This is a genomic window from Brevibacterium sp. OS20 (assembly GCF_056837565.1).
Genome location: NZ_CM166367.1, coordinates 2,966,127 through 2,979,225, shown reverse-complemented (window position 1 = coordinate 2,979,225; position 13,099 = coordinate 2,966,127). Strand labels below are relative to the sequence as shown.

General features: G+C 66.5%; 10 protein-coding genes. 5 read left to right on the top strand and 5 right to left on the bottom strand.

Features of this window, described 5'->3' with window-relative positions; translation table 11 throughout:
* Positions 1 to 161 precede the first annotated feature (161 nt).
* The 4 genes from ACVZTU_RS13350 to ACVZTU_RS13335 all read right to left on the bottom strand — a co-directional run bounded on the left by ACVZTU_RS13350 (position 162) and on the right by ACVZTU_RS13335 (position 5,205).
* Entirely contained in the window at positions 162 to 1,289 is a 1,128-nt protein-coding gene (locus tag ACVZTU_RS13350; RefSeq protein ID WP_139908678.1) for a glutamate--cysteine ligase, read from the bottom strand.
* 147 nt (positions 1,290 to 1,436) lie between these two features.
* Entirely contained in the window at positions 1,437 to 2,534 is a 1,098-nt protein-coding gene (locus tag ACVZTU_RS13345; RefSeq protein ID WP_181272358.1) for an ABC transporter ATP-binding protein, read from the bottom strand.
* A gap of 5 nt (positions 2,535 to 2,539) precedes the next feature.
* Complete coding sequence (locus tag ACVZTU_RS13340; RefSeq protein ID WP_482400561.1) at positions 2,540 to 4,195, bottom strand: xylulokinase; 1,656 nt, start codon at positions 4,193 to 4,195, stop codon at positions 2,540 to 2,542.
* Entirely contained in the window at positions 4,192 to 5,205 is a 1,014-nt protein-coding gene (locus ACVZTU_RS13335; protein WP_482400560.1) for a sugar-binding domain-containing protein, read from the bottom strand. The genes ACVZTU_RS13340 and ACVZTU_RS13335 overlap by 4 nt, the downstream gene beginning before the upstream one ends.
* A gap of 130 nt (positions 5,206 to 5,335) precedes the next feature.
* Here ACVZTU_RS13335 and ACVZTU_RS13330 point away from each other — a divergent pair, with 130 nt between their 5' ends.
* The 5 genes from ACVZTU_RS13330 to ACVZTU_RS13310 all read left to right on the top strand — a co-directional run bounded on the left by ACVZTU_RS13330 (position 5,336) and on the right by ACVZTU_RS13310 (position 11,866).
* On the top strand, positions 5,336 to 6,694 hold the full coding sequence (locus ACVZTU_RS13330) for an ABC transporter substrate-binding protein (RefSeq protein ID WP_259357701.1): 1,359 nt from the start codon (positions 5,336 to 5,338) through the stop codon (positions 6,692 to 6,694).
* 93 nt (positions 6,695 to 6,787) lie between these two features.
* Entirely contained in the window at positions 6,788 to 7,729 is a 942-nt protein-coding gene (locus ACVZTU_RS13325; RefSeq protein ID WP_253903790.1) for a carbohydrate ABC transporter permease, read from the top strand.
* Positions 7,726 to 8,679 (top strand): carbohydrate ABC transporter permease, encoded by a 954-nt coding sequence (locus ACVZTU_RS13320; RefSeq protein ID WP_245395713.1) that lies wholly within the window; start codon positions 7,726 to 7,728, stop codon positions 8,677 to 8,679. The genes ACVZTU_RS13325 and ACVZTU_RS13320 overlap by 4 nt, the downstream gene beginning before the upstream one ends.
* Positions 8,676 to 10,190, top strand: a complete 1,515-nt coding sequence (locus tag ACVZTU_RS13315) for a mannitol dehydrogenase family protein (RefSeq protein ID WP_482400559.1) — start codon at positions 8,676 to 8,678, stop codon at positions 10,188 to 10,190. The genes ACVZTU_RS13320 and ACVZTU_RS13315 overlap by 4 nt, the downstream gene beginning before the upstream one ends.
* A 38-nt stretch (positions 10,191 to 10,228) precedes the next feature.
* Positions 10,229 to 11,866, top strand: coding sequence for a glycoside hydrolase family 3 N-terminal domain-containing protein (locus ACVZTU_RS13310; protein ID WP_482400558.1), 1,638 nt, complete (start codon positions 10,229 to 10,231; stop codon positions 11,864 to 11,866).
* A gap of 194 nt (positions 11,867 to 12,060) precedes the next feature.
* Here the strand turns inward: ACVZTU_RS13310 and ACVZTU_RS13305 are convergent, their stop codons facing one another.
* Positions 12,061 to 12,960 (bottom strand): C40 family peptidase, encoded by a 900-nt coding sequence (locus ACVZTU_RS13305; protein WP_482400557.1) that lies wholly within the window; start codon positions 12,958 to 12,960, stop codon positions 12,061 to 12,063.
* Positions 12,961 to 13,099: the final 139 nt, after the last annotated feature.

Genomic DNA, 13,099 nt, shown 5'->3' with positions numbered 1-13,099 from the left:
CTCGGCTCGCTCGCCGTTGGGGCTGTGCCTGCGGGCCCACGTGTCTCCTGTGGGTGGATCCGTCTCGAAATCTCCTTGCGAATCGTGGTGGATCCACCCCTAGGACGCATGAGGGGCTGATGCGGCCGCGGGTGGGCGCAATCGAACCCGGAAGAGCCGCCTCAGCTGTAGGAGTTGCGGAGGTCGCCGATGAGCGAGCGGGTCACCTCGGTGAGCGAACCCGTGGTGCCGAAGACCTTCTGCAGGCGCTGGTAGGGCACGCCTCGTTCGATGATCGAGGTGATCGAGTGCAGCTCGTCGACACAGCCGAGGCGTTCAGCGACGGGCGAGAGTCGTTCGATCTCATCGGCGAGACATTCGGTGACGAGACGCTCGTCGGCCGCGGCGTTCTCGATGATGATCGCGTCCATGCCGTAGCGGGCGGCGCGCCATTTGTTCTCGTTGTGGAACCAATCGGGCATCGTCGGCAGGGTCTCACCGGCGTCGAGGCGTTCGGACATGTCATCGACGAGGCACTGGATGAACGCGGTGACCGCGAGGATCTCCTCGAGGGTCGGCAGTCCGTCGCAGACACGGACCTCGACGGTGCCCCAGTGCGGGGCCGGCCGGATGTCCCAGCGGATCTCGTTGATGTTGTCGATGATCCCGGTGGTGAGCATATCGTCGACGTACTTCTCGTAGTCCGCCCACTGATCGAACTGGAACGGCAGACCGGCCGTCGGCAGCTGCTGGAACATCATCGCTCGGTTCGAGGCATAGCCGGTGTCCGTGCCGCCCCAGAACGGAGACGATGCGGACAGTGCCTGCAGGTGCGGGACATAGGCGAGCAGTGCGTTGACGATCGGCAGCACCTTGTCGCGCGAGTCGATGCCGACGTGGACGTGGACGCCGAAGATCAGCATGTTCCGGCCCCACCACTGGGTGCGATCGACGAGTTCGAGATAACGGTCCTTCGCGCGGACCTCCTGCGACTGCCACTGCGCGAACGGGTGGGTGCCCGCCGACATCAGTTCGACACCGCGTGCCTCGGTCAGCTTCCGCAGCGCCCCGATCGAAGTGGCCAGATCCTCGGCGACGGTCGACACCTGTTTGTGCACGCCGGTGACGAGCTCGATGGTGTTCGTCAGCATCTCTCCGACGATGTGCTTCTCGTACTCGGGCGCATGCTCGGCCACATCGGCCAACAGAGTCTCGGCAGCCGGGGTCAGATCCAGGCTGCGAGAATCCAGCAGAGCCAGTTCCCACTCGACACCGAGGGTGGAGCGGGGAGAGCGTGCGAAATCGACCATGATCCGATCATAATCGCGCACGCCCGATTCCCCTGACTCAGCGGCGACTTTCGAGCTGTGTGATGCCCCGCATTCCCCCGGCGAGGCGGCGCCGCCGTCCCGCGGTGCGCTCGCCTCCGTCGGCGCGCCGGTCACGAGGTCCGCCGGTCACGCGGCGCGGCGTGTGTCCTCGGCCAATCGGCTGCCCGAATCGGTGTCGAAGAGGTGCAGGCGCGCGGTATCGGGAGCGACGCGCACGGTGTCCCCGCGGCGGATCGTCGACCGACCGGCGACGCGAGCCACCACTGTCTTCTCGCCCGAGGCCAGGACCGCTCGACCGTGGACGTAGGCATCGGCGCCGAGCTCCTCGACGAGATCGACGGTGACCTCGAGGCCTTGCGTCTCGGTGACCTGCAGATCCTCCGGACGGATGCCGACGGTGACCGTCTCACCGGTGACCTGCTCACGCTGTTCCGCGGTCAGTGAGAGTTCGACATCGCCGAGGCGCAGCGACGTGCCCTCGACCGGCACGTCGACGAGGTTCATCGCCGGCGAGCCCATGAAGCCCGCGACGAAGAGGTTCGCCGGTCGATCGTAGAGGTTCGCGGGAGTGTCCACCTGCTGCAGCCGGCCATCGGCGAGGACCGCGACCCGGTCGCCCATCGTCATCGCTTCGACCTGATCGTGGGTGACGTAGACGGTGGTGACGCCGAGGCGGCGGGTCAGCGAGGCGATCTGTGCGCGGGTCTGCACCCGCAGCTTCGCATCGAGGTTCGACAGCGGCTCGTCCATGAGGAAGACCTGCGGGGACCGGACGATGGCACGCCCCATCGCCACTCGCTGTCGCTGCCCACCGGACAGCGCCTTCGGCTTGCGGTCGAGGTACGGTTCCAGGTCGAGCAGCCGGGCGGCTTCCTCGACGCGCTGATCGCGTTCCTGCTTGGCGACTCCCGCGATCTTCAGTGCAAAGGCCATGTTCTCGCGCACGCTCATATGCGGGTAGAGCGCATAGTTCTGGAACACCATCGCAATATCGCGTTCCCTGGGGGAGAGGTCTGTGACATCGTGGTCGCCGATGCGGATGTGACCGGAGTCGACGGGTTCGAGCCCGGCGAGCATGCGCAGGGTCGTCGACTTCCCGCAGCCCGAGGGGCCGACGAGGACGAGGAACTCCCCGTCGGCGATGTCGAGGCTGACCTCGTCGACGGAGGGTTTGAGTGCCTCGGGGTATTGACGAAGTGCTTTGTCGAAGGTGACTGTGGCCATTGTTCTCAACCTTTCGCGGATGCGTGCGCACCCGAAGATCCACGGTGATCGGTCAGTGATTGATCGGACGATGAGCGTTCGGACAGAGAGGGTTCTGACGAAGTCGGTTCCGGCGTTGTGTGGCCCGGCGAGACGAGACTGGCCGTCTGCTGTGCAGCCGTCTGCGCTGCACAGGACCGGTACTGCTGCCGCACCCGCGATGGACGCGGATGCAGAGTGGCGACGAGCTCGACTGTCCAGTCCGGCAGGGTTCCCGAGAGTGTCCACGCCGCCTGCCGAGCCGCCCCGATGGCGACGTATTCGGCCTGTTCGGGCACGTCGATGGGCACGGTGAAGATATCGCGGGCGACCTCCCGGACGGCAGGATTGCGTGCCGCCCCGCCGATGAGCAGCAGCCGTCCGGCCTCCAGGCCCTGAGCCTGCACCGCGTCGAGCCCGTCCGCCAGACCGCACAGCATTCCTTCGACGAAGGCGCGGGCGACGTTCTGCGCCGAGGAGTTCGCCAGGGTCATCCCCTCGAGGCGAGCGGTGGCATCGGGCAGGTTCGGGGTGCGCTCGCCCTCGAAATACGGGACGAGCGTGAGCCCGTCCGCTCCCGGCCGGGACGCCAGCGCCAGGGCCGCGAGTTCGTCGTGGCTGACCCGCAGCAGCTTCGCCGCCGAATCGAGGACGCGGGCGGCATTGAGCGTGGCGACCAGCGGCAGGCGCCCGCCGTCGGCCGAGGCGAACCCGGCGACCGTGCCGGACGAATCGGCGATGGGCAGGTCGGTGGTGCCGAAGACCGTACCGGACGTTCCGATCGAGATGACGAGATCCCCCGAGGTGACCCCGAGTCCCAGCGCCGCGGCCGCATTGTCGCCGGCCCCGGGGCCCACGACGATTCCGTCCGGGCTGTGCCCGGCCGCCTCGTCGGGGGCGAGGACGCGGGGAAGGATGATCGCCGAGGCGGCTTGCCCGTTCCCGCCCACGTTCGGTGAATCCGCCTCCACCTCCGTATCCGCGGCGCACGGCAAGCCCGCTGCCTCACGGGCGGACGCACCGAAGGCGATGCGGAAGAGATCGAGATCGTAGCGAGAAGCGGAGGGGTCGAAGTAGGCGGTGCCGCTGGCGTCGGACGCGTCGGTGACCAAGGCCTCGAGCACGGGACCGCGGACGGATGCGTCGGTGGGGCCGTATCCGAGGAAGCGCCAGCTCAGCCAGTCGTGCGGCAGGGCGACGGCGGCGACCCGGTCGGCATTGTCCGGTTCGGCATCGCGCAGCCACCGCAGTTTGGCGGCGGTGAAGGAGGCGACGGGCAGGACCCCGGTGCGTGCGACATAGTCGGCGGCTCCGACCTCGGCGATGAGGTCTCTGGCCGCGGCCTTGCTGCGCAGATCGTTCCACAGCAGGGCATCGCGGATGACCCGGCCCTCGGCGTCGAGGGCGACGAGTCCATGCTGCTGACCGCTGATGCTCAGACCCGCGACATCGTCGAGTCCGCCGGCTGCCGCGATCGCCTCCTGCAGAGCCGTCCACCACGCTTCGGGGTCGACCTCGGTGCCGGGAGGGTGCGGGGCCGAACCGGTGCGGATGATGTCACCGGAGTCCGGATCGGCGATGACGACCTTGCAGCTCTGGGTCGAGGAGTCGACACCGGCGACGAACCTGCGATTCGCACTCATCGGAACTCCTCCTCAGCTGGTGCAGCACCGGGGTCGGCCGCCTCGGCGAGGATCTCATCGGCCAAGGAGCGGTCGATGATCGCGATATCGAGGATCCCGGCGGCACAGGCGGCACGGACCGCGCGGGCGCGCTCGGCTCCACGGGCGACTCCCACGGTCGTCGAAGCTCGGCGGAGCTGATCGAGGGTGACGGCGATGACGCGGTCGTCGATCGTGGTGACATCCGATCCGTCGGCGGCGAAGAGACGTCCGGACACCTCGGCGATGGCGCCGTCGTCGATGCCCGCCTGACGCTGGGCGGGGGAGCACTTCTCCCACACCGAGGACAGGCCCTCGGCCCAGGAAGCCACAGAGACCACGGCAAGATCGAGGTCATCGGCGGCGGCCAGGGTCCCGGAGATCTCGGGCAGTGCCCGCAGGTCAGCGGCGGTTCCCGCCTCGGTGACGAGCAGCGGGGCGGGCAGACGGACCATGCTCACCGCCGGATCCTGGCCCAGCCGGGTGAAGATCTCCGAGCTGGGACGATGCGACTCCAAACGGAGGGCACCGGCGAGCTGGACGATCGTGCAGCGGGGCAGGGCCGGAGTGAACGCGGCCGCGGAATCCAAGGTGCGCGACCAAGACAGGCCGATGCGCATCCCCGCATGGGCGTGGCGGCCGACCAGCGATAGCGCGGCCCGACCCATCTGCTGGGAGGCCTGAGTCTCGTCGGGGATGTCGACGATGACGACCGAGTCGAGGCCGAGCGCTGCGGCGACCTGCTCGGCCAGACCGTCGGCTTCACCGGCATCGGCTTCGATGGTGATGGTCACGACCCCGGTGTCGACGGCCTCCTGGAGGAGGCGGGCGACCTGAAACCGGCTGAGTCCGTTCGACTTGCCGATCTCGACCTTGGACCGCCCCTCAAGGTAGTGATCGCGGGCCAGCTGGGCGAGGAAGCGGCGGTGGCGGGCGGTGGGCACCGTGGACATGGTCCTCCCTTCGGCGTCGACGACTCTGTGTTCGCTCATATGTGAAGTGTTGCACATCTGATTGGTTCGTGACACAGTATTGCACATATGAGCACGGATGCTCATATGATTTTCTCGCAGCGAACCGACGGCGGGCTGCGATCCCGCAAGGACGAGGGAAGGCGCAACGATGAAACACCTGATCACAGGCCGGAGAGCCACTTGGGCGGCCATCGGCATGGTCGGAGCACTGGCATTGTCCGGCTGTGGTGGTGCCGGCGGCAGCTCGGCCGGGGGCGGCGGCGACGAAGTCAACGTCCTCATGGTCAACAACCCGCAGATGCAGGACCTTCAGAAGCTCACAGCCGACCACTTCACCAAGGACACGGGCATCAAGGTCAACTACACCGTGCTGCCGGAGAACGAGGTGCGGGCGAAGATCGGCCAGGAGTTCGCCGCTCAGGCCGGCAACTACGACGTCGCCTCGATGTCGAACTACGAAATCCCGACCTACGCGAAGAACAAGTGGCTCACCCCCATGGACGAAGGCGTCGTCGATGCCGAGGGCTTCGACCAGGACGACATCCTCGCCCCGATGGCCGAGTCGATGACGGTCGACGACCAGGTCTATGGTGAGCCGTTCTACGGTGAGGGCTCGTTCCTCATGTACCGCACGGACATCTTCGACAAGGCCGGCGTGGAGATGCCGGAGAATCCGACCTGGGACGAAGTCGCTAAGCTCGCGGCGAAGGTCGACGGTGCGGAGAAGGGCACGAAGGGCATCTGCCTGCGCGGGCTGCCCGGCTGGGGCGAGATGTTCGCTCCGCTGACGACCGTGGTCAACACCTTCGGCGGAACCTGGTTCGACGAGGACTGGAACGCGCAGGTCGATTCCAAGGAATTCAAGGAAGCCACGAACTTCTACGTCGACCTCATCAAGGACCACGGCGAATCCGGAGCCCCGCAGGCCGGCTACACCGAGTGCCTGACGAACCTGCAGCAGGGCAAGGTCGCCATGTGGTACGACTCGACGGCCGCCACCGGAACCCTCGAGGCCGATGACTCTCCCGTCAAGGGCAAGATCGGCTACGTCGCGGCACCGGTGAAGGAAACGGAGTCGAGCTCCTGGCTCTACACCTGGGCATGGGGCATCCAGGCCGCAGGCAAGAACCAGGACGCGGCGAAGCAGTTCGTCGCCTGGGCCTCGTCGAAGGACTACGAGGAGACCGTCGCCGAGGAGCTCGGCTGGCAGCACGTGCCTGCCGGCAAGCGGACCTCGACCTATGAGAACCCCGAGTACCAGAAGGCCGCGAAGCCCTTCTACCAGCAGACCGAGGACGCCATCAACTCGGCCGATCCGGTCAGCCCCGGAGTCCAGCCGCGGCCGACGCTGGGAGTCCAGTTCGTGACGATCCCCGAATTCGCGGACCTCGCCACGGGCATCTCCGAAGACGTCAGCTCCGCCATCGCCGGTCGGACCTCGGCCGATGCGGCCCTGAAGAAGGGCCAGAAGGAAGCCGAGAAGGTCGGAGACAAGTACAAGAAGTGACCGAGCGCCTCGGGGCGGGTGACGATCACCCTCCCCGAGGCGGCCCCGGCCCCATCCGCACCACCGCCCGACCCACCACCCGCCTGACGAAGGATGTTCGAAGTGTCAGCTCCAGCCGCCGAGCGTGCATCGCAGCCGATCACGCCGCCGAAACCCCGTGCCAAGGACCGATGGCTCAAGCGCGCGCCCATGCTGCCGGCGCTGATCTTCGTCATCCTCGTCACCCAGATCCCGTTCGCGATCACGATCATCATCTCGTTCATGAACTGGAACGCCGCCTACCCCGATGACATCAGCTTCGGCACCGTCCAGAACTACGTCACCGTGTTCACCGATGCGAACCTGCTCAAGGCCGTCATCGTCACCGTCGGGCTCACGGTCGGCGTCGTGCTGGCCTCGGCTCTGCTGGGCCTGGGCATCGCGCTGCTGCTCGATCGGAAGTTCATCGGCCGCGGATTCGTCCGCACCCTGATGATCACCCCGTTCCTCGTCGTCCCCGTCGCCGCCGCGCTGCTGTTCAAGCACGCGATCTTCAACCCCTCGTACGGCCTCATCAACGGGCTGCTCACCACCATGTTCGGCGAGAACGCCCCACAGCCGGACCTCATGACCTCGAACCCGCTGCTGGGCATCGGGATCGTCCTCGTCTGGCAGTGGACGCCGTTCATGATGCTCATCATGCTCGCCGGACTGCAGTCACGACCCATGGACGTCTACGAGGCGGCCCTCGTCGACGGCGCCGGACCCTGGCAGACCTTCCGCTTCATCACCCTGCCCCACCTGCGCCGATACATCGAACTCGCCGCACTGCTGGGCACCATCTACATCGTCCAGAACTTCGACATGGTCTTCACCATGACCTCCGGAGGGCTCGGCACCGCCACCCTGCCGTACGTCATCTACCAGGAGTTCTTCGTCGCTCAGGACTACGGAGTCGCCTCCGCCGTCGGCGTCATCGTCGTCATCGCCTCCCTCATCACTGCGACCTTCGCCCTGCGCACCGCATCGACCCTGCTCAAGGAGGAGAACTCATGAGCACCCCCGACCTCACCGTGGACGACCACCCCGCACCCGGGGTGACCCCCACCCCGACCGAACCGGGCGGACCCGGTTCCGCAGAGCCGCCTCGGCGAAAGGCGAATGCACCGAGGCGGCCCGGCCAGGGGCGGGCGGGCAAGATCCTGCTCGGCCTGTTGGCCTGGTTCGTCGGACTCCTGTTCGTCTCACCCCTGCTGTGGATGCTGCTGACCAGCCTGCACGCGGAGACCGACGCCTCGACGAATCCGCCGAGCTACTTCGCCCCGCTGACGCTGGAGTCCTTCGTCAACTTCTTCGGCGGCGGCAACGGCGCGAACCCCTGGCCGTTCCTCATCAACTCCGCGGTCGCCGCCATCGTCTCGACCCTCATCGTCCTCGTCCTCTCCACGATGGCCGCGTACTCACTGGCGATCCGCCGCATCGAACGCTGGTCGGACGTGCTGTTCTTCCTCCTGTCGACGAAGATGCTGCCGATGGTTGCGGGCCTCCTGCCCGTCTACCTCGTCGCGAAATCCTTCGGCATCCTCGACACCTGGCTGCTGCTCATCATCATCTACTCGGCGATGAACATGCCGATCGCGGTGTGGATGATGCGCTCCTTCCTCGCCGAGGTGCCCGTCGAAGTCCTCGAAGCCGCCGAACTCGACGGCGCCCGCCTGCCGCGCGTCTTTCTCCAGATCCTGCTGCCGCTGACCGCACCCGGACTGGCCGCGACCGCACTGATCTGCTTCATCTTCTCGTGGAACGAACTCCTCTTCGCCACCGTGCTCACCTCCACGGCGGCATCGACGGCACCCGTGTTCCTCACCAGCTTCGTCACCTCCCAGGGTCTGTTCCTGTCACAGGTGTGCGCGGCCTCGCTCATCATCTCCGTGCCCGTGCTCGTGGCCGGAATCGCCGCCCAGGACAAACTCGTCCAGGGCCTGTCCATGGGAGCCGTCAAATGACCGCACCGACCACCGCGCTTTCCCTCAACACCCAGAACCTCGCCGAGGTGGCCGACCACGGTATCGCCGTCCCCGCCTATGATCGGTCGGCCGTGAGCCCCGGCATCGTCCATTTCGGAGTGGGCGGATTCCACCGCGCGCACATGGCCATGGTCCTCGACGATCTGCTCGGGGCTGGGCTGGCCTCCGACTGGGGGATCGTCGGAGCCGGAGTGCTGCCCCACGACGTGGCCATGCGCGATGCGCTCGCCGACCAAGATCACCTGTACACGCTGACGCTCAAACACGCCGACGGAACCAAGGAACGTCGGGTGATCGGGTCGATCATCGACTACCGATTCGGGCCCGATGACCCTGCCGGACTGCTCGATCTGCTCACCGATGAGACGATCCGGATCGTCTCGCTGACCGTCACCGAGGGCGGATACAACGTCAACCCCATCACCGGAGAGTTCATCACCGACGAGCCGACGATCACCGCCGATGTCGAAGCCGTGAGGGCAGGGGAGCTGCCGGCCACCGTCTTCGGCTATGTCGTCTCCGCTCTCCGCGCACGACGTGAGGCAGGAGTCGCACCGTTCACCGTGCAGTCGTGCGACAACATCTCCGAGAACGGCGATGTGGCGGCGAAGATGTTCTCTGCCTTCGCTCGCCTCGTCGATGCCGAGCTTGCCGAGTGGATCGCCGAATCAGTGGCGTTCCCGAACTCGATGGTCGACCGCATCACCCCGGCCACCACCGACGGCGACCGAGCCGACCTGCTCGCCGACACGGGCGTCACCGATGCCTGGCCGGTCGTCGCCGAGCCCTTCTTCCAATGGGTGCTCGAGGACGATTTCACCTCTGGCCGTCCTCCCTATGAAGAGGCCGGGGTCCAGGTCGTCGACGATGTGCAGCCCTACGAGCATATGAAGCTGCGACTGCTCAACTCCGGGCATCAGGGGCTCGCGTACTTCGGTCTCCTCGGCGGATACACCTTCGCCCATGAGGCGATGGCGAACCCGGACATCCCCGTCTACCTGCGCCGATACATGGACGAAGAGGGCACACCGAGCCTGGCACCGCTGCCCGGAATCGACCTGGACGCCTACAAGGACTCGCTCATCGAACGCTTCAGCAACCCGGAGATCCGCGACACCCTCGCCCGCCTCGGCGCAGAGTCGTCCGACCGGATCCCCAAATGGCTGCTGCCGGTCGTCAAGGACAACCTCGCCTCGGGCCACCCGATCGAGGTGGCCGCGGCGATCTGCGCCTCGTGGGCCCGGTATGCCGAAGGGCATGACGAGACCGGCGGTCGGTTCACCATCGTCGACCGCTATGCCGACGAACTGCAGGCGGTTGCCGCGACACAGGGAGGGGACCCGCTGGCCTTCGTCCGGCAGGAACAGTTCTTCGGGCCGCTGGCCGAGGAGCCGAGGTTCACCGAACCGTATCTCAAGGCACTGACATCGCTGCACGAACGGGGAGCGAAAGAGACCGCCCGCCGCCTGGCCGCTCACGAAGAACTGTGAACAGGCGGCGAGCAGGCGGGAACGTCTAGCATTGAGACATGTTGCGTTCTCGCCTGAGCCTCCTGGCCCTGACCACGACTCTCGCGCTCGTCGGCTGTTCCGGCGGAGCGTCAGCCCCCGAATCCTCCACGGCCGGACAGAAGTCCTCTGCCGATTCCGGTTCTCAGACCCAAGCGCAGTCTGAAGCCCAGACCGAATCCTCCCTGGACAACCCCGCCGACGCCGATCCGGCCGACTTCAAGGACGAGGCCGCGGACATCGTCGGAGACTTCTCCGACGAGGAACTGGCCGGGTCCCTCATCATCGGCACCTGGGAAGGCACCGACACGCAGACCCCGGTGGACATGATCAAGCAGAACCACCTCGGCGGGGTCATCGTCATGGGCTACAACCTGCAGGAGTACCCGACGAAGGACCAGGTCACGGAACTGACTGAGCAGATCTCCGCGGCGCGGACGAAGGGCCAGCCAGTGTCGATCGGCGTCGACCAGGAAGGCGGCCCGGTGTCACGCCTCGGCACCGCCGCGCTGCCGTTCCCGCCGCTCATGGGCCTGGCCGCGACCGACGATTCCGACCTCATCACCGAGGCCACGACCGTGCAGGGGCAGAACCTCACCGATCTGGGCTTCACCATCGATTTCGCTCCGGACTCCGACGTCACGGTCGGGCCGAAGGACAAAGCGATCAACGTCCGCTCGGGCGGCACCGACCACGAGGATGTCGCCGAGGTCGTCGCCGACGCCGTCGAGGGGTACCGGTCCGGTGGAGTGTCGAGCTCGGCGAAGCATTTCCCGGGGCACGGCCGCCTCGGCGTGGATTCGCACGAGAGCCTGCCGGTGTCGGAGAAGTCGATCGAGGAGATGGAGGACACGGATCTCCTGCCGTTCAAGTCCGCGGTCAAGGCCGGGGTGCCGATGGTGATGATGGGTCATATCGGGCTGCCCGATGCGAAGACGACGCCCGCGACCCTGAACAAGAAGGCGTACTCTGCGCTGCGCGAGACCCTCGACTACGACGGTGTCATCACCACGGATGCGCTGAACATGAAGGCCGTGCCGCAGAACCTCAAGGGCGGAGAGACGGTCAAGGCGCTCGCCGCTGGAGCCGATATCGCCCTCATGCCCCCGGATTCGGCAGCCGCGCAGAAGACGATCGTCAAGGCGATGGGGGACGGGACGCTTGAGAAGAAGGACCTCGTCGAGAAGTCCGAACGCGTCGTCGCCGCACAGCTGGCCACCGCCGAAGCCCAGAAGAGCGTGCAGGCCGGGGATGCGGATGCGAAGGATCCGAAGAAGGTTCTCGCCGAAGTCGCCGATCAGTCCCTCACCGTGCTCAAGGGCGAATGCTCCTTCACCGGGACCGACTCGATCTCGATCGTCGGCGGCAGCGACAAGGAGAAGGCGGCACTGAAGGAAGCCGCCGAAGCCGAGGGCCTCACCGTGGGATCCGGTGGAACCTCCGTGAGCCTGAGCCCGTCGACCTCCGCCGAGGTGGCCGTAGGCACCGCTGCTCCGTGGACGATGCGCAACACCGCGGCGAAGTCCGCCGTGACCGCGTACGATTCGAACCCGTACGCACTGCGGGCCGTGGCGAAGTGGCTGAAAGGCGACCTCGAGGCATCGGGTCAGCTGCCTGCCGAATACGACGGCAGCGACAAAGCTCCCGACTGCGGGTGATCACCGCCGGCTCTGCGACTTCCGGACGATGCATGCCGGAGAACAACTGGGAATCCCGCACACATCGTCCGGAACTCGCTTCTCCGGCTCTTCGGTGAGAGGCTCAGCAGTTCCAGGGATTCGGAGACGAGAAAACCCCTCGTCGGCGCAGTGCCGGCGAGGGGATTCCTTATGTATTCAGTTCTGGGTGGAGATCAGAGCACGCGGATGTACTGGGCGCCCTGCTGGGTCATCCAATCGACGCTGCGGTAGCTGGTGTCCACCGAAGTGTTCCCAGCGTCGTACATCATGCCGTCGCCGGCGTAGATGCCGACGTGGCCCGGCGACCAGATGATATCTCCGGCCTTCGCCTCGGACGCCGAGACGATCTGCCCGGCGCCCTTCTGTGCCGACGACGTGCGCGGAAGATCCACGCCCACCTTGCCGTAGACGAATGAGGTGTAGCCGGAGCAGTCCCAGCCGCTGGGTGAAGTCCCACCCATCACGTAGGGCGTTCCGACGTACTGCTTCGCGATGGCGATGACCTGCTCGGCCTTCGACCCGTCCGGGACCTTGACGTCCCCGGAGCCCGAATCCGCGCCGTCGTCCTTGCTCTTGTCGTCGCCCGAATCAGAGCCCTCGTCGCCGGTGCCGGCGGAATCGTCGTCGGAGTTCTCGCTCGGCTCTTCCTTCGGCTCCTCGGCAGGCGCCGGCTCTGCGACGGTCTCCTCCGGCTCTTCCTTCGGCTCAGGCTTCGGCTTCGGTTTGGGCTTCGGCTTGGGGGCGGCCTCGGCGGTGACGAGGTCCGTGTCGACGGTGACCTCAGCCTCCTGCTCGCCCTTCTTCGAGGCACCGCCGGCATCGACGGTCGGCGTCTGGTTCTTGAACTCGACCGGTGCCTGCTTCTCGGACTCGGCTGCGACCTTCGCCTCGTCGTCGGCTCCCTGCCCGGCGGCGGGGAGAACCGCTGCGGTGAGCAGTCCGCCGCTGGCGGCGACGACTGCGGCACGGCGACCGAATGCGCCGGAGTTCGCTGCGAGCAGTTCGCTCAGCTCGGTCAGTGGTGTCTTGGCCTTGGCGTTCGCGGCGCGGCGGCCGTGCTGCTTAGATGCCACGATTTCCTCTCGTTGCCTGTCTGAGTGTGACGATGTCCTCCACTGTAACGAATTCGTGATCTTCTGTCACGTTTTTGTTACAAAAGGATTCGCAGGCAGATTCGAGAGCAAAATTGCTGGTCAGAGGGCAGGTGCTGAC

Coding starts and splice junctions, on each gene's coding strand:
- ACVZTU_RS13340 (WP_482400561.1), bottom strand. CDS start 4,195: ATGAGTGCGAATCGCAGGTTCGTCGCCGGTGTCGACTCCTCGACCCAG.
- ACVZTU_RS13320 (WP_245395713.1), top strand. CDS start 7,726: ATGAGCACCCCCGACCTCACCGTGGACGACCACCCCGCACCCGGGGTG.
- ACVZTU_RS13315 (WP_482400559.1), top strand. CDS start 8,676: ATGACCGCACCGACCACCGCGCTTTCCCTCAACACCCAGAACCTCGCC.
- ACVZTU_RS13310 (WP_482400558.1), top strand. CDS start 10,229: ATGTTGCGTTCTCGCCTGAGCCTCCTGGCCCTGACCACGACTCTCGCG.
- ACVZTU_RS13345 (WP_181272358.1), bottom strand. CDS start 2,534: ATGGCCACAGTCACCTTCGACAAAGCACTTCGTCAATACCCCGAGGCA.
- ACVZTU_RS13350 (WP_139908678.1), bottom strand. CDS start 1,289: ATGGTCGATTTCGCACGCTCTCCCCGCTCCACCCTCGGTGTCGAGTGG.
- ACVZTU_RS13335 (WP_482400560.1), bottom strand. CDS start 5,205: ATGAGCGAACACAGAGTCGTCGACGCCGAAGGGAGGACCATGTCCACG.
- ACVZTU_RS13325 (WP_253903790.1), top strand. CDS start 6,788: ATGTTCGAAGTGTCAGCTCCAGCCGCCGAGCGTGCATCGCAGCCGATC.
- ACVZTU_RS13330 (WP_259357701.1), top strand. CDS start 5,336: ATGAAACACCTGATCACAGGCCGGAGAGCCACTTGGGCGGCCATCGGC.